The following is an 18,089-nucleotide window of genomic DNA, read 5'->3' as shown; positions in this document are numbered from 1 at the left end:
CTACCCATTCCAACGGCTACCGCGAGAACTCGCGCAGCATCACCGCGATCGAGGCCACGTTGGCCAGCACGCACAGCCAGAACACCCACTGGAATTCGGCTTTGCGATGCTTGTGGCGGAACAGCGCCTGGCCCAGCAATGCACCCGGCCAGCCCCCGGCAAAAGCCAGCAACTGCAGGGTTCGTTCCGGGATCCGCCATTGCTTTCGCTGTGCCGCGCGCTTGTCGTGGCCATACAGCGCGAACGACACTGCACTGGCCAGCAGGCACCAGCCACCCAGCCACAGCGGCAGCACGCCGCTGATCATCAGCGCGATCAACGCGCCGAACGCGGCCAGCGCGAGGTTACGCCGCCATGCCACTTACAGCGCGTCGAGGAAGCCGCGCACGGCCGGGCCGAAACGCTCGAAATCGACGAGGAAGGCGTCATGGCCCTGCGGCGAGTCCAATCCGACGAAGCGCGCATCGGCACCGCCGGCACGCAGGCCGTCGGCGACCTGTTGCTGCTGCTGCACCGGGAACAGGATGTCGGTGTTGGCGCCGATGGCCAGTGCCTTCTCCACCCGGATCTTCGCCAGCCCGGCCAGCACGTCGCCGTCGGCATACTCAGCCAGGTCGAACCAGTCCATCGAGCGGCTCAGGTACAGATAGCAGTTGGGATCGAAGAAACGCACGAAGCGCCGTGCGTGGCCTTCCAGATAGCTTTCCACCTGGAATTCCAGACCGAACGGATCGTCGTCGGTCTGGTCCGAATCCAGCCGCACGCGGCCGAAGCGGCCATCCCATTCCAGTGCGGAGCGGTAGGTGATCACGCCCAGCTTGCGCGCCATGCGCATGCCGGACTCGGGATACTCGGCATCGTCGTAGCGACCACCATTCCAGCGCGGATCGAGACGGATCGCCTCGCGCTGCAGCGAGCGGATCGCGATCGAGAACGGCAGCGCCTGCGCACTGCCGGAAATGTTGACATGGCTGCGCGCGATGCCCGGATGCAGCATCAGCACGGCGAGCGCGGTCATACCGCCCATTGAATTGCCGATCACGCAGGTCAGCTGCTCGATGCCCAGTGCACGCACGACTTCGATGGCGGCACGTGCGCCGTCTTCGATCGACAGTTCGGGGAAGTCCAGACGATAGGGCTCACCGCTGGCCGGGTTGAGCGAAGCGGGGCCGGTCGAGCCCTTGCAGCTGCCCAGCGAGTTCACGCATACCACGTACCAGCGGTCGGTATCGATCGGCTTGCCGGGGCCGACCATGCCTTCCCACCAGCCCGCTGCGGGGTTGGCGTCATTGGCCGCGGCGTGTGCATCCGGCGACAGGCCGGTCACGATCAGGATCGCGTTGCTGGCGTCGGCGGCCAGCGTTCCCCAGGTTTCGTAGGCCACGCGTGCGCCGTGCAGGGCGCCGCCGCGTTTGAACGGGAACGGCGAGGGCAGGGCGTGGAAGCGGGTGCCGGGCGGGATGAATTCGGTCATGCGGGCATTCTAGCGGGGCCGCATGTGGAGCTGGCGACACGCTGGTTTCCATCGGCGATGCACCCGGTAGTGCCGGCCGCTGGCCGGCAACCTCATGAATCGTGATGCGGCTGTGGGGTTGCCGGCCAGCGGCCGGCACTACCGGGCGGCGCGTCAAGGGAACCGTAGCTCCACCACGCCCTCATGCGGCAGGCTGACCTTCACTGGCGTGCTCTGCAGATCGTCCTCGCTGCGATTGGCGCTGCCGCTGCGCGAGATGCGTGCCAGCACTTCCACTTCGCGATGTGCGGACAACGGTGCGGTCGGCATCGGGCTGTCACCGTCACCCAGCCCGACCGTGGCCGGGAAACCGGCCAGGGGCAGCTTGCGTGCGGCCACCGGCATCGGCGGTCCGCCTACGGCGCGGGCCAGTACGAACACCTGGGTGCTGGCGGGCCACTCGGCGTCCTTCAGCGCAGGCAGCTGCACACGCACCTGCAGCAGCGCTGGTGGCGCCGCAGCGGCAGCATCGGACGGCTGGCCGGCGGCTTCGCGGGCGATGGCGATCTGCGCCTGCAGCGCCTGCGCGGCGCCGGGCTCAAGCCGTGGCAGCAGGCCGCTCCAGACGTCGGCAGCCTCGGCGTTCTTTCCGCGTTGGCGCAGGGCGATGCCCAGCAGCCAGCTGGCGCGCTCGGCATCGGGTGCCTGTGCACGGGCCTGCTGCAACCAGGCCATCGCGGTGTCATCGAACTGCTTGCCGGCATCGGCCTGCGCACGTGCCTGCGCGGCTTCCACCAGCACGCCGGGGTCTTCCGGGGCGAGAGCGGCGGCACGCGCGAAGGCGTCCGCGGCGGCTGCGGCGTTGCCCAGTTCGGCCTGCGACCGGCCCAGCAGCGCCCAGCCATCAGCCCGCTGCGGGTCTCGCTTCAGTGCATCCTGCAGGGCCTGCACGCCATCGCGCAGGGTGGCCACCGAAGGCGTCGGTTGTACCTGTGCTGCACGCGGATCACCGACCAGCAGATACAGGCAGGCACCGGCCACGCCCAGCGCGAGCACACCCACCACGAAACCGCGGCGACCGTGGTGGCGCAGCGGCCACAGCACCAGCGCCGCCATCAGTGCGGCCACCAGCCCGGCCAGCATCGGCAGCCAATGGCTCACCATCCGTCTCCTTCATCGGTCTTGTTGGCGGGGGCGGCGGCGACCGTGCGGCCACGGCGGCGGACGATGCCCAGTACCACCAGCGCGCCGGCGCCCAGCACCAGCAGCGGACCGCCCCACAGCAGCCAGGTGCCCGGCTGCAGAGGCGGTTGATAGAGCACGAACTCACCGTAGCGGGCGACCAGGAACTGCTTGATCTGGGCGTCGTCGTGGCCTTGCTGCATCAGCTGCAGCACCTCTCGGCGCAGGTCCTGGGCGATCTGCGCGTTCGAGTCGGCCAACGACTGGTTCTGGCACTGCACGCAGCGCAGCTGCGCAGCAAGGTCATGGAAGCGGCGCTCCTCGGCGCCATCGCGGAACTGCAACGGCTGCGGATCGTGCAGCGGCTGCTGGGCCAGCACGGCCAGCGGCAGCATCAGGAGCAGCAGCGCCAGCAGCCAGCGCATGGGCTCAGGGCGCCGTGTGCAGCGTGCTGCCGGCATTGCCCTGGGCCTTCTCGATCTTCTCCAGTGCCGGGATCAGCTTCTCGTCGACCACGCGCTGGGTCATCGCACCGCTGTACTTCCAGCGCACTATGCCGCTGCCATCGACCAGGAAGGTTTCCGGTGCGGCGGTCACGCCCCAGTCGATCGCGGTGCGGCCTTCCACGTCGCTGAGCACGACCATGAACGGGTTGCCCAGCTGTTCCAGCCAGTGCAGCGCGTCGGTCGGATCGTCCTTCCAGTTGTAGCCGATCACGCGCACGCGCTTGCTCTCGGCGAATCGGGTCAGCACCGGGTGTTCCTCGCGGCAGGCCGCGCACCAGCTGCCCCAGACGTTCAACAGGTAGGGTGCGCCGCGCAGGTCGTCGCTGTGCACGATCATCTCGGGATCGTGCAGCACCGGCAGGGCGAACGCCGGCGCCGGCTTGTCGATCAGGGCAGATGGCAGTACGTCGCGCTGCGGGTCACCCGATTTCATCACCCCGTAGATCATCAGCCCGAGCAGGCCGAAGAAGAACAGCACACCGATCACGATGGCTACCGGCGGCAGCGGGCGGGAGGGGCGCGGGGTGGGGGACTCGGACATGGGAACTCCTACGGACGACGGAAACGGCGATCGGCGGCGGTGATGAATCCGCCCAGGGCCATCAGCAGCGCGCCCAGCCAGATCCAGCGCACGAACGGCTTGATGTGCACCCGGACCGCCCATGCATTGTTGCCCAGCGGCTCGCCCAATGCCACGTAGACATCACCATCGAAGCGTGCATCGATGCCGGCCTCGGTCATCACCTGGCCGCCGCTGGCGTACTGGCGCTTCTCTGGATGCAGCAGCGCCAGCTCGCGGCCGTCGCGGAACACGCGCAGGTGACCACGGTCGGCGATGAAGTTGGGGCCTTCGCGATGGTCCACGCCCTCGAAGCGTACTTCGTGGCGGCCGACCACCACCTGCTGGCCCGGTGCCAACGCCACTTCGCGCTGCACGTTCAGGGCTTCCACCAGCAGCGCGCCAGCCAGGAACACGGCAATGCCGGCGTGGGCGACGATCATCCCGAGCATCTCGGCGGTGAAGCGGCCGTTGCCGCGCAGTCGTTGCCAGACGAAGCGTGCGGTACCGAAGCCGACCCAGACCGCGGCAGCGACACCGAGACCGGCCTTCCAGCCGTTCTGCGGCGCCTGCCACCAGGCCAGCGCGCCCAGCAGCAGCGCCAGGCCCAGCCACGGTGCCAGCAGCGCGAGCGCGCGCGAAGGCTGGTCGCGCTGCCACTTCACCAGCGGGCCGAACGGCAGCAGCAGGATCATCGGTGCCATCAGCAGCAGGAACAGACTGCCGAAGTAGGGCGGGCCGACCGAGATCTTGCCCAGCGACAGCGCATCGGCCAGCAGCGGGTACAGCGTGCCGAGCAGCACCATCGCGCAGGCGGTGGCCAGCAGCAGGTTGTTGGCCAGCAGCAGGGTCTCGCGCGAGGTGGCGGTGAAGCCACGGCGCGGATCGTCGGCGTCCACGCTCAGCTGGCTGGCGCGCAGCGCGTACAGCAGCAGGCTGCCGCCGACCAGCACCGACAGGAACACCAGGATGAACAGGCCGCGCGACGGATCGGCGGCGAACGAATGCACGCTGGTCAGCACGCCGGAGCGCACCAGGAAGGTGCCCAGCAGCGACAGCGCGAAGGCGGCGATCGCCAGCAGCAGGGTCCAGCTGCCGAAGGTGCCGCGCTTCTCAGTGACCGCCTGGGAATGGATCAGTGCCGCGCCGACCAGCCAGGGCATGAAGCTGGCATTTTCCACCGGGTCCCAGAACCACCAGCCGCCCCAGCCCAGCTCGTAATAGGCCCACCAGCTGCCCAGTGCGATGCCCAGGGTCAGGAAGCCCCAGGCGACGTTGGTCCACGGCCGCGTCCAGCGCAGCCAGCGTGCGTCGACACGACCTTCCAGCAGCGCGGCCACGGCGAATGCGAACGGCACCGCGAAGCCGACATACCCGATGTAGAGCATCGGTGGGTGGATGATCAGCCCGGGGTCCTGCAGCAGTGGATTGAGGTCGCGGCCTTCCAGCGGTGCCGGGTTCAGGCGCAGGAACGGGTTGGAAGTGAAGATCAGGAAGGCGAGGAAGCCGACGCTGACCACGCCCATCACCGCCAGTACGCGTGCCTGCACCGGGGCCGGCAGGTGCCGCGAGAACAGCGCCACCGCGCCGGTCCACAGCGCCAGCACCAGCGCCCACATCAGCAGTGAGCCCTCGTGCGCGCCCCACACCGCCGAGTAGCGGTAGATCATCGGCAGCAGCGAATTGGAGTTCTCGGCCACGTAGCGCACCGAGAAGTCCTGCTGCACGAACGCAGCGGTGAGCACCGCGAAGGCGCCGGCGAGCAGCAGCAGCTGTGCGAACGCGGCTGGCCGTGCCACCGCCATCCATGCGGCGTTGTTGCGCTGCGCGCCGACCAGCGGCAGGCCGGCCTGCAGCAGCGAGGCCAGCAACGCACACAACATCAGGATCTGACCCAGTTCGGGCAGCACTCAGCGCACCTCGGGTGCCGTCACCGGCACGTCGTGCTTGCGATGGGCGTCGCCCATCTTGTCGGCCACTTCCTTCGGCACGTACTTCTCATCGTGCTTCGCAAGCACCTCGTCGGCGACGAAAGTGCCGTCCTGCAGTCGGCCGCTGGCGACCACCGCCGTGCCTTCGGCGAACATGTCCGGCAGGATCCGCGACGTGGTCACTGCCAGTTGCGCGTCGCCGTCGGTCACTTCAAAGCGGGCCTCCAGCGAGCCGACCGGTCGGTTGAAGGAGCCTTTCACCACCATGCCGCCGAGGCGGAAGCGCGACTGCGCATCGACATCGCCGCGCAGCACTTCCGAAGGCGTGTACAGGTAGGCGATGTTGCGCTCCAGCGCCATCGCCACCAGCGCGGTGGCCAGGCCGGAGGCGAGCAGGGCCAGCAGCACCCAGACCAGGCGGCGACGCTGTACCGGGGTCATCGTTCCAGCTCCGTCGACAACGGCGCCGCTGCGTCCTGCCTGCCGGCGCGGGTCTGCTGCCGTTGCTGCCGGGCCAGTGCCAGCCGGCGTGCCACGCGCAGGCGCAGCCATGAACCGATGGCATCGGCGCCGAGCACCAGCACGAACACGGCGTAGGCGCCGATCACATAGGGCAGGTGGGTCATGGCTGGGCCTCCCGGGCCGGGCGTTCGGCATCGACGCGGCCGCCGACCCAGGCCTTGCCGGCCTCGCGGTCGAGATTGTCGGCACGGGCCTTGGCCAGCACCGAACCGGCGAACCAGAACTTGGTGCCGATCACCATCCACCACAGCGGCGCGATCATCGCGCTGCTGATCGCCGATTCACCGAACACGTTGATCGACTGGCGCTGGTGCAGGCCGCCCCACCAGTCCACCGAGTAGCGGATCACCGGCAGCAGGCTGACACCGACGATGGCCAGCAGGCCGGCCGCGCGCGCGGCGCTGCGGCGGTCCTCGATGGCGTGGTACAGGCCGATCACGCCCAGGTACAGGAACAGCAGCACCAGCTCGCTGGTCATGCGCGGGTCCCAGTCCCACCAGGTGCCCCAGGTACCCTTGCCCCAGATGCTGCCGGTGAGCAGGGTGATCAGGGTGAAACCGGCACCCATCGGCGCGCAGGCCATGGCCAGGATCTCGCAGACCTTGATCCGCCAGATCAGCGCGATGGCGGCATACAGCGCCATCAGCGCGAACACGAACAGGCTCATCCAGGCACTGGGCACGTGGATGTAGAGGATGCGGAAGCTGTCCAGCTGCTTGGCTTCCGGCGGCACCACCAGCAGTGCCTGCCACATGCCGACCAGCAGCACCGGCACCGCCGCGAGGTAGAACACCCGCGACCAGCGGGCAGCGAAACGGTCGAACGTGGGAGGCGAACCGAGTTGGTGGAACCAGCGGACAATCGGATTCATGCGTGGCGGCTATCCAGCAGGGGTGGATTGGCTCTCAGCTCGGTCAACTCAGAGAAATACGTATTGCAGCGGCGGTGGCCAATGGTGCCAGCACCAGCGCGACCAGCAGGCCGGCGCCCAGCATCAGCAGCGCACCGACCGGATCCTGTCCGCGTCCGGCTGCCGCCAGACTGCCAGCGCCGAACACCAGCACCGGCACATACAGCGGCAACGACAGCAACGCCACGAGAATACCAGAGCGTCGGATGCCTACGGTCAGCGCGGCGACCACGCCACCGATCAGGCTCAGCAACGGCGTTCCCAGAAGCAACGATGCCAGCAACATCGGCAGCTGGTCATGCGGCAGATGCAGCATTTCCGCCAGCAGCGGGCTGACCACGATCAACGGCAGTGCAGTGGTGGCCCAATGCAGCAGCACGCGCACCAGCACCAGCCACGCCAGCGGTACCGGCGCCAGCAGCCATTGTTCCAGTGAACCGTCCTCGGCGTCGGAGCGGAACAGCGAATCCAGCGACAGCTGGCCCGCCAGCAGCACGGCCAGCCACAGCACCGCGCCGGCGGTGGCGGCCAGCAGCTGTGGTTCGCGGCCCTGGGCGAGGGCGAACAGCACCACCACCAGCACCGCGAACAGCAGCGGCTGCAGCGCATCGCCGCGGCGGCGCCAGAGCAGGCGCAGGTCGCGCTTGAGCAGGGCCGCTGCGGTCTGCCACAGGCCCGGTTCGGTACCCGGCGCGATCATGCGGCACCGCCGAGGTCGAGCTGGCGGGTGCGCACCGGCGGTGCAGCGTAGGCGCCGTGGGTGGTGACCAGCGCCGCGCCACCGGCACGCAGGTGCGCCGAAATCATCCGGTTGACCAGGGTGATGCCCTCCAGGTCGAGGTTGGCATAGGGTTCGTCGAGCAGCCACAACGGCGCCGGTGACAGCCAGATGCGCGCCAGTGCCAGCCGCCGCTTCTGTCCGGCCGACAGATGCCGCACCAGGGTGTCCTCATAACCGGCCAGGCCGACGATGGCCAGCGCGTTGCCCGGCATCTGCCGTGCGCGACGGCCGTGCAGGCCACACAGGAAATGCAGGTTCTCCAGCGTGTCCAGGTCTGGCTTCAAGGCCGGCAGATGGCTGAGGTAGGCCACATAGCGTGCACGCTCGGCATTGCTGGCCGGCTTGCCGTCGATCCGCACCTGGCCGGCGCCGGGCCGGGCCAGGCCGGCCAGCACGCGCAGCAGGGTGGTCTTGCCGGCGCCATTGCCGCCCTGCACCAGCAGGGCCTCGCCGGCGTCCACATGGAAGTCCAGCGGGCCGAACACCGGCTCGTCATTGCGGGAAAAGCTCAGGCCGCTGGCGGCCAGCAATGCAGGGGTGTTCAAGGGGCAAAGGTCTTCATGCCGGAGTGCGGCGGCAATTGTAGCGGTGAAAGCCTGCGGTAGTGCCGGCCGCTGGCCGGCAATTCCCCAGGGGGCCAGTCGCGTGGGCCGAGGTTGCCGGCCAGCGGCCGGCACTACCGTCGCGCGGATTGCGTAAACTCGGATCCCTTGTTCCCCCACAGCCCAGGCCGATGCAACCCACCACCAAGCTGCCCAAGGTCGGTACCACGATCTTCACCGTGATGTCCCAGCTCGCCGCCGAACACGGCGCGGTCAACCTCGGTCAGGGGTTCCCGGACTTTTCCGCACCGCAGCGCCTGATCGATGAGACCGCCAAGGCGATGGCCGCCGGGCTGAACCAGTACCCGCCGATGACCGGCGTGGCGCCGTTGCGCCAGGCCATCGCGCAGAAGGCGCTGGACTGCTACGGCGCGCAGGTCGACGCGGACAGCGAAATCACCGTCACCAGCGGCGGCACCGAGGCCATCTTCAACGCCATCCATGCTGTGGTGCGTGCGGGCGAGGAAGTGATCGTGCTCGACCCGGCGTATGACTGCTATGAACCGGCGATCGATCTGGCCGGCGCCAAGGCCGTGCATGTGTCGCTGGATCCGCAGACCTTCGCCGTCGACTGGGACCGCGTGCGTGCGGCGATCACCCCGCGTACCCGCATGCTGATTGTCAACACCCCGCACAATCCGTCCGGTGCGATGCTGTCGGCGCAGGACATGCAGGCGCTGGCCGAGCTGCTGCGTGGCACGCAGATCTACCTGATCTCCGATGAGGTGTACGAACACATCATCTATGACGGTCGCCGCCACGAGTCGGCGCTGCGCTACCCGGAACTGCGCGAGCGCGCGTTCGTCATCTCCAGTTTCGGCAAGACCTACCACTGCACTGGCTGGAAGATCGGCTATGCGATCGCCCCGCCGGCGCTGACCGCCGAGTTCCGCAAGGTGCACCAGTACAACACCTTCACCAGCTTCGGCCCGGCGCAGTACGGCTTCGCCGCGATGATCCGCGACGAGCCCGAACACCACCTGGAGCTGGGTGCGTTCTACCAGGCCAAGCGCGATCGTTTCCGCGAACAGCTGGCCAGCACCCGGCTGAAGGCGCTGCCGGTGCCGGGCGGTTACTTCCAGCTGGTCGACTACTCGGCCATCAGCGACCTGCCGGACCATGAGTTCGTGAAGTGGCTGACCATCGAGAAGGGCGTCACTGCCATTCCGCTGTCGCCGTTCTACGAAAATCCGCCGGCCGGCCAGCGCCTGGTGCGCCTGTGCTTCGCCAAGAACGAAGCGACCATGGACGCGGCGATCGAACGCCTGCGCCTGCTGTGAGCGGAGGGTTGAACATGCAGGACCTGCGCATTTCCCTCGTTCAGGGCGACACCCGCTGGCACGACCCGGCGGGCAACCGCGCCTACTACGGTGCGTTGCTGGCACCGCTGGCCGGCAGCACCGACCTGGTGATCCTGCCGGAGACCTTCACCAGTGGCTTCTCCAACGACGCCATCGCCCAGGCCGAAGGCATGGACGGTCCGACCGTGGCCTGGGTGCGCGAGCAGGCGAAGGCCTTGAACGCGGCGGTGATCGGCAGCGTGCAGCTGCGCGAGGGCGAGGGCGTCTACAACCGCCTGTTGTTCGCCACGCCCGATGGCGGGCTGCAGTACTACGACAAGCGCCACCTGTTCCGCTACGGCGGTGAACACGAACGCTATGCCGCCGGCCGTGAGCGCCTGAGCGTGGAATGGAAAGGCTGGCGAATCAATCCGCAGGTCTGCTACGACCTGCGTTTCCCGGTGTTCTGCCGCAACCGCTACAACGTGGAGCGTCCGCAGCAGCTGGATTTCGACCTGCAGATCTTCGTTGCCAACTGGCCGTCGGCGCGCGCCTATGCGTGGAAGACCCTGCTGCGTGCGCGGGCGATCGAGAACCTGTGCTTCGTTGCCGCGGTGAACCGTGTCGGCGTCGATGGCAACCAGCTGCATTACGCGGGTGACAGCGCGGTGCTGGATTTCCTCGGCCAGCCGCAGGTGGAAATCCGCGAGCGCGAACAGGTGGTCACCACCACCATTTCGGCCGAGGCGCTGGCCGCCCATCGCGCGCGCTTCCCGGCGATGCTTGATGCCGATGCCTTCCACCTGGACGAACAGGCCTGAGCGACGGCCTGAACGCCGCCGCACCAGCGCGCGTGCCTGCATCCAACGTGCACGCGCGCGCTGCTAGATTCGCCGCCAGTCCGACCGAACTGGAAGTCCTGCCATGAACACGTCCTTCGCTCTGCTGCTGGCCCTGTCCGCCGCATCGCTGGCCCCGGCCGCGCACGCCGCCGGCAACCTCGATTGCCAGCTGCGCTACAACCTGTCCGGCTGGTCGCTGATCTACAAGACCGCCTCCGGCAATGGCACGGTCACCTGCAGCAATGGCGCCAGCATGCCGGTGCGCATCCAGATGAAGGGCGGCGGCCTGACCGTGGGCAAGTCGAAGATCACCAATGGGCGCGGCAGCTTTACCGGTGCGGTCAGCCTCAACGAACTGCTGGGGACCTACGCTTCGGTGGGTGCTCACGCTGGCGCAGTGAAATCCAGCAATGCGCAGGTGATGACCAAGGGCGATATCTCGCTGGCCCTGTCCGGCACGGGCAAGGGCTGGGACCTGGGCGTGGACGGCACCGCGTTCACTATCAGCCGGCGTTGAGTCGGCGCGGCTCCGCGGTGTTCCAGCTGATGCGGATGTAGTGCTGTTCGGAATCGCTCAACAACCGTTCGACACCGAAACCATTCTTCAGCAGTTGCGTGGTCACGTCTTCGACGAGCTGCTCGCTGGCCATCACCTGGCTGAAGCCGAACACGAGATAGCGGCGGCCATTCTCCGAGCCGATCTGGATCGAGTTGTCGAGGTCGCGGTAGAACTGTTCGATCGGGCGCTTGGCGGCATCGGCGTTGGCGCGGGCCTGTTCGGCGGTAATGGTGATCATGGGCATCTGCCTGGTGTGGGAGAGCGCGCACGATAGCCAGCGCCCTGATGTGAATTCCGGGCGTGGCGCACAATGCCTCGTGTTTGCAGCAATTCCTAACATGCGGTGTGAGCGTCGATACGCGCCGGAAAAGTGCCGCGCGGCGGTGAGCATCCTGCATCGACATGAAGTCATCGGGCAGGGATGGGTGCCAACGGCAGTGGAGGTGTGCAACGCGCCGCCCACAGGGGATCCTGCGGCCATCCGATGCTGTGGGCGCGCAGGCATTTACGTTTCCTTGACCCTGCAGTAACCCCGCAATGCCTAACAGGGACGTCCCAGCGATTCTGCTGGGATCATTGGAGACGCTGGAATGGAGTTCAGAACGTCCGTGCTGCTCGTGGCCCTCATCGCCACGCCCGCGATCGCCCACGCCGAAGTCTGCCTGTCCGACAGCGGAATCGTCGTGTCCTGTCCAAGCCTGTTGCCACATCCCGTGACGGCCAGGTTCGAGATCGGGACCTTGCCGCGTGTGGCTGGCTCGCCGTCGGAAATCTACATCACAGGGGGCGGCCAGGTGGATGGAACGAGTAATTTCTCGGTCTATGCCAATGGCCAGTTCCTGTGCCATACCAATGACAATTACGACGGTGGCAACACCACGCCGATCCGCCATTGCACCGCGACCATCGCAACACCCGGGACCTATGTGATCTCGGCGTCGCGCAACAGCCCTGGCAACTTCCTCGCACCAATGGACGAAGTGATCAACGTCCAGTAACCGGTTGTTGCTGATCCAGGCCCCGGGGCAGGGACCCCGGGGTCCCTGCTGCCCACGTGGCAGCAGGAACCGGTCCTTCATCGTTACGATCGGCAGCCAGGCCTTCCGCCGTCGACTGACCGATCCCGCTGTAGCCACAGCGCCAGCAGGCCGCATGCGATGAGGGTCGGTGCCAGCAGCTGCAGCGCACCGACCAACGCCATCGCCGCGCCGATCAGCAGGTAGTAGAGCAGGCCGAACAGCGCGCCAGCACTGCCGAGGCAGTGTGGATAGCCGCGCAGGGCCTGGCCGAGCACGTTGGGGATGGCGAGGCCGAAGCCCGTCACCACCGGCACCATCGCCGCGACCAGGGCAGGGTGATCATGCAGCAGCGTGGCCAGCAGGCCTCCCGTCAGGACCAGTCCTGCGGCGATGCGGATGCGCGTGGTTGCGGCAACGCCTGCACGCAGCAGGCGGCCATTGCCCCACGCGCCCAGTGCCGAGCCCAGTGCCAGCACCGCGCCGCTGGCGCCGAACCAGGTGGCTGGCCAATGCTGGCGCGCGAACACGAATGGACCGAGTGCGTACCAGCTGTACATCGCCACGTTGAACGCCATCACCAGTAGTGCCTGCGACCAGATCCAGCGATCGCGGAGCAGTTGCCGCAGCAGTGGCAGCAATGGCGTGTGCACCCCTTCGGCGGCGCGACTTTCGCGGAGCCCCCATGTGCACCCGGCCATCAGCAGGGCGACGACCACCAGCAGCCCGGCCTGCACGCCCGCGTAGCCGTTTGCAGCGACCAGCAGCGTGCCCAGTGCCAGCCCGATCGCGGGACTCAATGCCAGCGCCATGCCGATCCACGAGAACGCCTGCGCCAATGCCGGCCCCCGCAGACGATCACGTAGGACGGTCTGGGTGACCACCGAAGCGGCGGCGGCGCCGACTGCGGCCAACGCTTGGACCAGCAGCACCTGGCCGAAGCTGCGAGCCATCAAGCCGCCCAGTGCAGCCACTGCGAAGACGCCGAGGCCACAGAGAAGAGCAGGGCGACGACCGATACGATCGGCCAGGCGCCCCCACAGCAGCACGCCTGCAGCGAAGCCGAACAGGTACAGGCTCATTGCCTGGCTGGCGGCGCTGGGTGGCAACGCGAAGCGTTCGGCCAGGCTGGCGAGGGCAGGGCTGTACAAGGTCTGCGCCAGCTGCGGGAACATCAGCAGAGCAATGGTGAGCAGTAGAAGGCGGCGCGGCATGCGGGCACTCCGGAAACAGGGGCGCGCATTGTGGTCGCGGCCCTGTTGGCGCACTCTGTAGGTCCTGTCAGGAAATGTAGGAAATCGGTCATGGCGTGGTTGCAGCCGGATGCGCGATTCGACGCAGACGCCTGGAGTGCGGCGCCCGTGCTGGGTATCGCCTCTTCGCTGGCCGACCATGATTCGGGCTGGCACCGGCACGCACGTGCGCAGTTGCTTTACACCCGGCAGGGCTGCACGCGCTTGACCTACGGAGATCGCATCAGCCTGCTGCCACCGTCGCGCGCGGCATGGATTCCGGGCGGTCTGCTTCATCGTGCACAGATGCGCCAGGCGGTCGACTACCGCTCGTTGTACTTTGATGTCGCGTTATCGGCGCAACTGCCGCAGCAGCCTGCGATCATCAGCGTGGGCCCTCTGCTGCAGGCCTTGCTGGAGCCGATCGCGCAGGCACCGTTCAACCATGACTGGCAGTCGTCGCGCGCACACCATCAACTGGCGTTGTGCGTGCTGGAGATCGCCGCTGCACCGGTGGCGCCGATGGACCTGCCTCTGCCGCGTGATCCGCGGATCGCACGTTGTCTGCCGCTGGCCGAGCAGCTGCCGCCCGAACTGGGCGAGCTGGCCGCGCGTGCGGACCTGAGCGTGCGTACCGTCGGCCGGCTGATGCAGCGTGATACCGGCATGGGCTATCAGGCCTGGCGTCAGCAATGGCGCCTGATGCGAGCCATGGAGTTGCTGCTGCTCGGCCATCGCGTCGCGCATGTGGCGCAGGACACCGGGTTCTCCGCCGAGAGCCCGTTCATCGCCTTCTTCCGCAGCATGACCGGCACCACGCCAGCCGCGTTCCAGCGCCACGCAAAAGGGGACGGAGGGGATTAAGTCGCTTTCGCCCCTTTGAGGCAAAAACGACTTAATCCCCTCCGTCCCCTTTTTAAAGAAGAACCCCGGCCTGCGCCGGGGTTCTTCATTTCAACGTCGCTGCTGATCAGCCGCCGCGCGGGCCGCTGCGGCGCGGGCCGCCCGGACCGCGGTTGCCGCCGGGGCCGCCCGGGCCACGGTTGCCACCCGGACCACCGGGACCGCGATTACCGCCCGGACCACGGTTGCCACCGCCCGGGCCGCGACCGCCCGGACGGGCGCCCTGCGCCGGCTTCGGGCTGCCATACGGGTTGAAGCCCGGCGTGGCGTGGTCGGACGGGAAGCTCGGGGCGTTGCCCGGATGGCCGTACGGGTGCTTGTTGCCCTGGCCCTGCGAGCGGTTGCCCGCACCGGCCGGACGACCCTGGCCGCCTGCGCCGCCACGACCTTCACCACCGAAGCCGCCACGGCCCTGGCCGCCACCGGCGCCAGCACCCGGACCCTTCGGCTTGCCGTACGGACGGCCCTGGCCGCCTGCGCCCGGACCACGGGCGCCCGGGCCACGTGCGCCCGGACCGGCATTGCGATGGCCGCTCGGGCCGGTGCTCACGCCATCCGGCACGTACCAGGTGCGGAACGCCGCCGGATTGCCTTCCGGCAGCGAACGGTCGTTCTTCTGGGCGCGCTGCTTGAACGGCTTCTGCGACTGCTTGGCCGCCGCTTCGCCGCTGACCGTCAGGCCGCCCTTGAAGCCGCCGCCCTTGCCACCGCGGCCACGGCCGCGGTCTTCGCGGACGTTGTCGAAACGACGCAGCTCGCGGCCTTCGTCAGCGGTGTTGTGACCGTTGACGTAGGCGTTGCCGCGGCCACCTTCGCGCACGCGCACGGTGGTCTTGGCGGCGCGGCGCTGGCCGATCACCGGCTGCAGGGTCAGTGCCGACGGTGCGCCTTCTTCCAGCTTCAGCTGCGCACGCAGGGCTTCCACCTGGGCGGTGCCCAGTTCCACCGAATGGCCGCGGGCCAGTTCGCGCGGCAGGCTCACCTTGCCATAGCGGGTGCGCTTCAGGCGGCTGACCTGGCAGCCCTGCGACTCCCACAGGCGACGCACTTCGCGGTTGCGGCCTTCCTTCACCACAACGCGGAACCAGTCGTGCGAGTCGGTGCCGCCGATGCGTTCGATCTCGTCGAACTTGGCCGGGCCGTCTTCCAGTGCCACGCCACGGGTGAGGCGGTCGACGATGGCGTCGGAGACCTTTTCCTCGCCTTCCGGTGCACGCACGCGCACCACGTATTCGCGCTCGACCTCGAACGACGGGTGCATCATGGCGTTGGCCAGTTCACCGTCGGTGGTGGCCAGCAGCAGGCCGGTGGTGTTGATGTCCAGGCGGCCGATCGCGATCCAGCGCGCGCCCTTCAGCGGCGGCAGCGATTCGAACACGGTCGGGCGGCCTTCCGGATCATCGCGGGTGGTCACTTCGCCTTCCGGCTTGTTGTAGACCAGCACGCGCGACGGCTCGGCCAGGGCGGTGGCGACGAAGCCACGACCATCCAGTTCGATCTTGTCGCCGCTCTTGACCGACATGCCGGTCTGCGCGACTTCACCGTTGACCTTGACCAGGCCTTCGGCGATGCGCTGTTCCAGCGCGCGGCGCGAGCCAAGGCCGGCCTGGGCCAGCACCTTGTGCAGGCGTTCTTCCAACTTGAACTGTTCGGAGGTGGCTTCGCGCTTCAGCGAGAGCTTGTTCAACGACAGCTTGCGAGGGGTGTCACTCATCAGTTTTGCTCCGGCCGACGGTTTCGAGGTCGGCCTCTGGTTCGGAATCGGCTTGGTCAACAGCCACGGTCGTCATCGCGACGGCGTTGTCTTCGCGTTCGTTCACTGGCACCGCGCGCTCGCCCGGCGCGGAATCGGGGTGCCCATCATCGAAGGGCGAAGGTGCTTGCTCATCGGAGGCCGACGCAGGGGCTGCATCGACGGAATCAGGGGTGTCACTGCCGGCCTGGCCGGCATCATCGTTCGCGGCAGCGCCTTCGGCGCCGGCCGAGATGTCAGGGCCATCGGCGCTTGCCGCCGCCGGTGCATCGCGGTCCAGGGACAGCTGGGGTTCCAGCTCGCCCAGGTCCTTCAGTTCCGACAGTGGCGGCAGCTCATCCAATCGCTTCAGGCCGAAATAATCCAGGAAGCCCTTGGTGGTGCCGAACAGTGCCGGCTTGCCGGGCACGTCGCGGTGGCCGACCACGCGGATCCATTCGCGTTCTTCCAGTGCCTGGATGATGTTGCTGCTGACCGCCACGCCACGCACCTGCTCGATCTCGCCGCGGGTGATCGGCTGCCGGTAGGCGATCAGCGCCAGGGTTTCCAGGGTGGCACGGGTGTAGCGGGTCTTGCGTTCGGTCCACAGCCGGCTGATCCAGCCATGCACTTCGCCGGTGACCTGGTAGCGGAAGCCGGAGGCGACCTCGACCAGTTCCACGCCGCGTCCTTCGCAGGCTTCGCGCAGGCGTTCCAGCGCACGTTCGATGCTGCCCGGGGGTGCCGGTTCCTCTTCCGGGAACAGGTCCTTCAGCTGGGCCAGGGTGAGCGGCTGGCTGGAGGCCAGCAGGGCACCTTCGACAATGCGGTTGATCAGCGTTTGGTCCATCGGCAGTCAGCGCTCACTCGTTCTCGTTGGCGGCGTCGTTGTCGTCGAACTCGCTGCTGAACTGCAGCGGGGCATTGGTGTTGCCGGCGGCCAGTGACTTCACGTAGATCGGCGCCAGTGGTTCTTCCTGGACGATGTCCAGCAGCTGTTCCTTGGCCAGTTCCAGCACCGCCAGGAACGTGACCAGCACGCCCAGCTTGCCTTCTTCGGCGGTGAACAGCCCTTCAAAACGATAGAACTTGCCGTCCTCCAGGCGTCCCAGCACTTCGCCCATGCGTTGCCGCACGCTCAGTGCTTCGCGCTTGATGGCATGGCCGCTGAACAGCTCGGCGCGCTTGAGCACGTCGTGCAGGGCCAGCAGCATTTCCTTCAGGTCCACCGGCGGCGGCAGCTTCACCGTGGCGCGTTCGGGCATGAAGGCGTGTGCCACCGTGGTGTCGCGGTCCTGGCGGGGCAGGGCGTCGATGTCCTCGGCGGCCTGCTTGAAGCGTTCGTACTCCTGCAGGCGGCGCACCAGCTCGGCGCGCGGGTCGGCTTCGTCGCCTTCCTCGCTGACCGGGCGCGGCAGCAGCATGCGTGACTTCACCTCGGCCAGGATCGCAGCCATCACCAGGTACTCGGCGGCCAGCTCGAAGCGCAGCTCGCGCATCACGGTGATGTATTCCACGTACTGCCGGGTGATCTCGGCGACGGGAATGTCCAGTACGTCCAGATTCTGGCGGCGGATCAGGTACAGCAGCAGGTCCAGCGGGCCTTCGAAGGCATCCAGGATGACTTCCAGCGCATCCGGCGGAATGTACAGGTCCTGCGGAATCTGCAGGACCGGTTGTCCATGCACCACGGCCAGCGGCATTTCCTGCTGCTGGGGGGCGGGCGGCCGGGTTGGCGGGTTCGCGTCGAGCGCGAGTTCGGAAGTCATCTAATGGACATCAGGATTGCAACGGACCAGTCGCGGCACCGGGTTCGCCGGGCCTGCGCCACGGAGCCCCAGGGCACCAGACACGCCGGGATCGGCGCGATTCCACACATATCAAACAGCAGGACGCGCTGCAGGGAACGGCAGCGACAAAACTACGGGGAGGTCGTCTACGTGGCCCGGCCGGGTGGTCCGGTTTGAAGCAGCGGGACGGTCGTCGGGGGCTGCGTTGGCCGCAAAAACCGACGGGCTGCTGCATCCAGCCACGTGCAATGGAGCCTAGGGTAAGCCTTTGTCGCGCCAGTGTCCAGCT

Annotated in this window: 21 protein-coding genes; 5 read left to right on the top strand and 16 right to left on the bottom strand. The window is 67.7% G+C overall.

Annotated elements, in window-relative coordinates; genetic code table 11:
• Positions 1–16: 16 nt before the first annotated feature.
• The 11 genes from N5D91_RS13640 to ccmA all read right to left on the bottom strand — a co-directional run bounded on the left by N5D91_RS13640 (position 17) and on the right by ccmA (position 8,389).
• A complete protein-coding gene (locus N5D91_RS13640; RefSeq protein WP_164161169.1) occupies positions 17–361 on the bottom strand; it encodes a DUF1294 domain-containing protein in 345 nt (114 codons plus the stop codon).
• Positions 362–1,474 (bottom strand): homoserine O-acetyltransferase, encoded by a 1,113-nt coding sequence (locus tag N5D91_RS13635; protein WP_153855947.1) that lies wholly within the window; start codon positions 1,472–1,474, stop codon positions 362–364.
• Between the two features lie 153 nt (positions 1,475–1,627).
• A complete protein-coding gene (locus tag N5D91_RS13630) occupies positions 1,628–2,617 on the bottom strand; it encodes a cytochrome C biogenesis protein (protein WP_180855030.1) in 990 nt (329 codons plus the stop codon).
• Positions 2,611–3,060, bottom strand: a complete 450-nt coding sequence (locus tag N5D91_RS13625; protein WP_110712898.1) for a cytochrome c-type biogenesis protein — start codon at positions 3,058–3,060, stop codon at positions 2,611–2,613. Before N5D91_RS13625 ends, N5D91_RS13630 begins: the two co-directional genes overlap by 7 nt.
• 4 nt (positions 3,061–3,064) lie before the next feature.
• Positions 3,065–3,682 carry a DsbE family thiol:disulfide interchange protein gene (locus N5D91_RS13620; RefSeq protein WP_110712897.1) on the bottom strand — a complete coding sequence of 206 codons (618 nt, stop codon included), beginning with the start codon at positions 3,680–3,682 and terminating at the stop codon, positions 3,065–3,067.
• An 8-nt stretch (positions 3,683–3,690) separates the two neighbouring features.
• Positions 3,691–5,610 carry a heme lyase CcmF/NrfE family subunit gene (locus N5D91_RS13615; protein ID WP_110712896.1) on the bottom strand — a complete coding sequence of 640 codons (1,920 nt, stop codon included), beginning with the start codon at positions 5,608–5,610 and terminating at the stop codon, positions 3,691–3,693.
• Entirely contained in the window at positions 5,611–6,072 is a 462-nt protein-coding gene (gene ccmE, locus N5D91_RS13610; RefSeq protein WP_014647764.1) for a cytochrome c maturation protein CcmE, read from the bottom strand.
• Positions 6,069–6,257: a heme exporter protein CcmD gene (gene ccmD, locus N5D91_RS13605; protein WP_005410342.1), complete on the bottom strand. Its 189-nt coding sequence runs from the start codon at positions 6,255–6,257 to the stop codon at positions 6,069–6,071. Before ccmD ends, ccmE begins: the two co-directional genes overlap by 4 nt.
• A complete protein-coding gene (gene ccmC, locus N5D91_RS13600; RefSeq protein WP_087923100.1) occupies positions 6,254–7,024 on the bottom strand; it encodes a heme ABC transporter permease CcmC in 771 nt (256 codons plus the stop codon). The genes ccmD and ccmC overlap by 4 nt, the downstream gene beginning before the upstream one ends.
• Positions 7,025–7,067: 43 nt before the next feature.
• Entirely contained in the window at positions 7,068–7,763 is a 696-nt protein-coding gene (gene ccmB, locus N5D91_RS13595) for a heme exporter protein CcmB (protein WP_032129785.1), read from the bottom strand.
• Entirely contained in the window at positions 7,760–8,389 is a 630-nt protein-coding gene (ccmA, locus tag N5D91_RS13590) for a heme ABC exporter ATP-binding protein CcmA (protein ID WP_005413987.1), read from the bottom strand. Before ccmA ends, ccmB begins: the two co-directional genes overlap by 4 nt.
• A gap of 188 nt (positions 8,390–8,577) precedes the next feature.
• On the opposite strand from ccmA, the gene N5D91_RS13585 reads away from it, so the two are divergent.
• From N5D91_RS13585 to N5D91_RS13575, 3 genes are all read left to right on the top strand, one after another.
• Positions 8,578–9,726 carry a pyridoxal phosphate-dependent aminotransferase gene (locus N5D91_RS13585; protein WP_049423978.1) on the top strand — a complete coding sequence of 383 codons (1,149 nt, stop codon included), beginning with the start codon at positions 8,578–8,580 and terminating at the stop codon, positions 9,724–9,726.
• A 14-nt stretch (positions 9,727–9,740) separates the two neighbouring features.
• The gene (locus N5D91_RS13580) at positions 9,741–10,547 is read left to right on the top strand and encodes an amidohydrolase (RefSeq protein WP_153855949.1); all 807 of its coding nucleotides are present in this window, start codon (positions 9,741–9,743) and stop codon (positions 10,545–10,547) included.
• 103 nt (positions 10,548–10,650) lie between these two features.
• Positions 10,651–11,085 (top strand): hypothetical protein, encoded by a 435-nt coding sequence (locus N5D91_RS13575; protein ID WP_110712893.1) that lies wholly within the window; start codon positions 10,651–10,653, stop codon positions 11,083–11,085.
• On the opposite strand, the gene N5D91_RS13570 is transcribed toward N5D91_RS13575, so the two are convergent.
• Positions 11,072–11,365: a hypothetical protein gene (locus N5D91_RS13570; protein ID WP_180855031.1), complete on the bottom strand. Its 294-nt coding sequence runs from the start codon at positions 11,363–11,365 to the stop codon at positions 11,072–11,074. The genes N5D91_RS13575 and N5D91_RS13570 overlap by 14 nt on opposite strands.
• A gap of 352 nt (positions 11,366–11,717) precedes the next feature.
• Here N5D91_RS13570 and N5D91_RS13565 point away from each other — a divergent pair, with 352 nt between their 5' ends.
• On the top strand, positions 11,718–12,125 hold the full coding sequence (locus N5D91_RS13565; protein ID WP_153855950.1) for a hypothetical protein: 408 nt from the start codon (positions 11,718–11,720) through the stop codon (positions 12,123–12,125).
• A gap of 83 nt (positions 12,126–12,208) precedes the next feature.
• Here N5D91_RS13565 and N5D91_RS13560 read toward each other — a convergent pair whose 3' ends face one another.
• Positions 12,209–13,357 (bottom strand): MFS transporter, encoded by a 1,149-nt coding sequence (locus N5D91_RS13560; protein WP_153855951.1) that lies wholly within the window; start codon positions 13,355–13,357, stop codon positions 12,209–12,211.
• A 90-nt stretch (positions 13,358–13,447) separates the two neighbouring features.
• Between N5D91_RS13560 and N5D91_RS13555 the strand changes: the two genes are divergently transcribed.
• Positions 13,448–14,239, top strand: a complete 792-nt coding sequence (locus N5D91_RS13555) for a helix-turn-helix transcriptional regulator (RefSeq protein WP_180855032.1) — start codon at positions 13,448–13,450, stop codon at positions 14,237–14,239.
• A 106-nt stretch (positions 14,240–14,345) separates the two neighbouring features.
• On the opposite strand, the gene N5D91_RS13550 is transcribed toward N5D91_RS13555, so the two are convergent.
• Genes N5D91_RS13550 through N5D91_RS13540 form a run of 3 tightly spaced genes read right to left on the bottom strand, consistent with a single transcriptional unit; the run spans position 14,346 to position 17,779 of the window.
• Positions 14,346–15,992, bottom strand: coding sequence for a pseudouridine synthase (locus tag N5D91_RS13550; protein ID WP_110712888.1), 1,647 nt, complete (start codon positions 15,990–15,992; stop codon positions 14,346–14,348).
• Entirely contained in the window at positions 15,985–16,860 is an 876-nt protein-coding gene (gene scpB / locus N5D91_RS13545) for an SMC-Scp complex subunit ScpB (RefSeq protein WP_110712887.1), read from the bottom strand. Before scpB ends, N5D91_RS13550 begins: the two co-directional genes overlap by 8 nt.
• A gap of 13 nt (positions 16,861–16,873) precedes the next feature.
• Positions 16,874–17,779, bottom strand: a complete 906-nt coding sequence (locus N5D91_RS13540; RefSeq protein ID WP_110712886.1) for a ScpA family protein — start codon at positions 17,777–17,779, stop codon at positions 16,874–16,876.
• Positions 17,780–18,089 lie beyond the last annotated feature (310 nt).

This window comes from Stenotrophomonas sp. GD03794 (assembly GCF_029842145.1).
Lineage (GTDB): Bacteria > Pseudomonadota > Gammaproteobacteria > Xanthomonadales > Xanthomonadaceae > Stenotrophomonas > Stenotrophomonas riyadhensis.
This window is presented reverse-complemented; position numbering and strand designations above follow the sequence as displayed.

Excerpts from the sequence above, each read along its gene's own strand:
- N5D91_RS13570 (WP_180855031.1), bottom strand. The coding sequence starts at position 11,365 with ATGATCACCATTACCGCCGAACAGGCCCGCGCCAACGCCGATGCCGCC.
- N5D91_RS13635 (WP_153855947.1), bottom strand. The coding sequence starts at position 1,474 with ATGACCGAATTCATCCCGCCCGGCACCCGCTTCCACGCCCTGCCCTCG.
- scpB (WP_110712887.1), bottom strand. The coding sequence starts at position 16,860 with ATGGACCAAACGCTGATCAACCGCATTGTCGAAGGTGCCCTGCTGGCC.
- N5D91_RS13575 (WP_110712893.1), top strand. The coding sequence starts at position 10,651 with ATGAACACGTCCTTCGCTCTGCTGCTGGCCCTGTCCGCCGCATCGCTG.
- N5D91_RS13625 (WP_110712898.1), bottom strand. The coding sequence starts at position 3,060 with ATGCGCTGGCTGCTGGCGCTGCTGCTCCTGATGCTGCCGCTGGCCGTG.
- N5D91_RS13630 (WP_180855030.1), bottom strand. The coding sequence starts at position 2,617 with ATGGTGAGCCATTGGCTGCCGATGCTGGCCGGGCTGGTGGCCGCACTG.
- N5D91_RS13620 (WP_110712897.1), bottom strand. The coding sequence starts at position 3,682 with ATGTCCGAGTCCCCCACCCCGCGCCCCTCCCGCCCGCTGCCGCCGGTA.
- N5D91_RS13540 (WP_110712886.1), bottom strand. The coding sequence starts at position 17,779 with ATGACTTCCGAACTCGCGCTCGACGCGAACCCGCCAACCCGGCCGCCC.
- N5D91_RS13580 (WP_153855949.1), top strand. The coding sequence starts at position 9,741 with ATGCAGGACCTGCGCATTTCCCTCGTTCAGGGCGACACCCGCTGGCAC.
- N5D91_RS13585 (WP_049423978.1), top strand. The coding sequence starts at position 8,578 with ATGCAACCCACCACCAAGCTGCCCAAGGTCGGTACCACGATCTTCACC.
- N5D91_RS13555 (WP_180855032.1), top strand. The coding sequence starts at position 13,448 with ATGGCGTGGTTGCAGCCGGATGCGCGATTCGACGCAGACGCCTGGAGT.
- ccmD (WP_005410342.1), bottom strand. The coding sequence starts at position 6,257 with ATGACCCACCTGCCCTATGTGATCGGCGCCTACGCCGTGTTCGTGCTG.
- ccmE (WP_014647764.1), bottom strand. The coding sequence starts at position 6,072 with ATGACCCCGGTACAGCGTCGCCGCCTGGTCTGGGTGCTGCTGGCCCTG.
- ccmB (WP_032129785.1), bottom strand. The coding sequence starts at position 7,763 with ATGATCGCGCCGGGTACCGAACCGGGCCTGTGGCAGACCGCAGCGGCC.
- ccmC (WP_087923100.1), bottom strand. The coding sequence starts at position 7,024 with ATGAATCCGATTGTCCGCTGGTTCCACCAACTCGGTTCGCCTCCCACG.
- N5D91_RS13565 (WP_153855950.1), top strand. The coding sequence starts at position 11,718 with ATGGAGTTCAGAACGTCCGTGCTGCTCGTGGCCCTCATCGCCACGCCC.
- N5D91_RS13560 (WP_153855951.1), bottom strand. The coding sequence starts at position 13,357 with ATGCCGCGCCGCCTTCTACTGCTCACCATTGCTCTGCTGATGTTCCCG.
- N5D91_RS13550 (WP_110712888.1), bottom strand. The coding sequence starts at position 15,992 with ATGAGTGACACCCCTCGCAAGCTGTCGTTGAACAAGCTCTCGCTGAAG.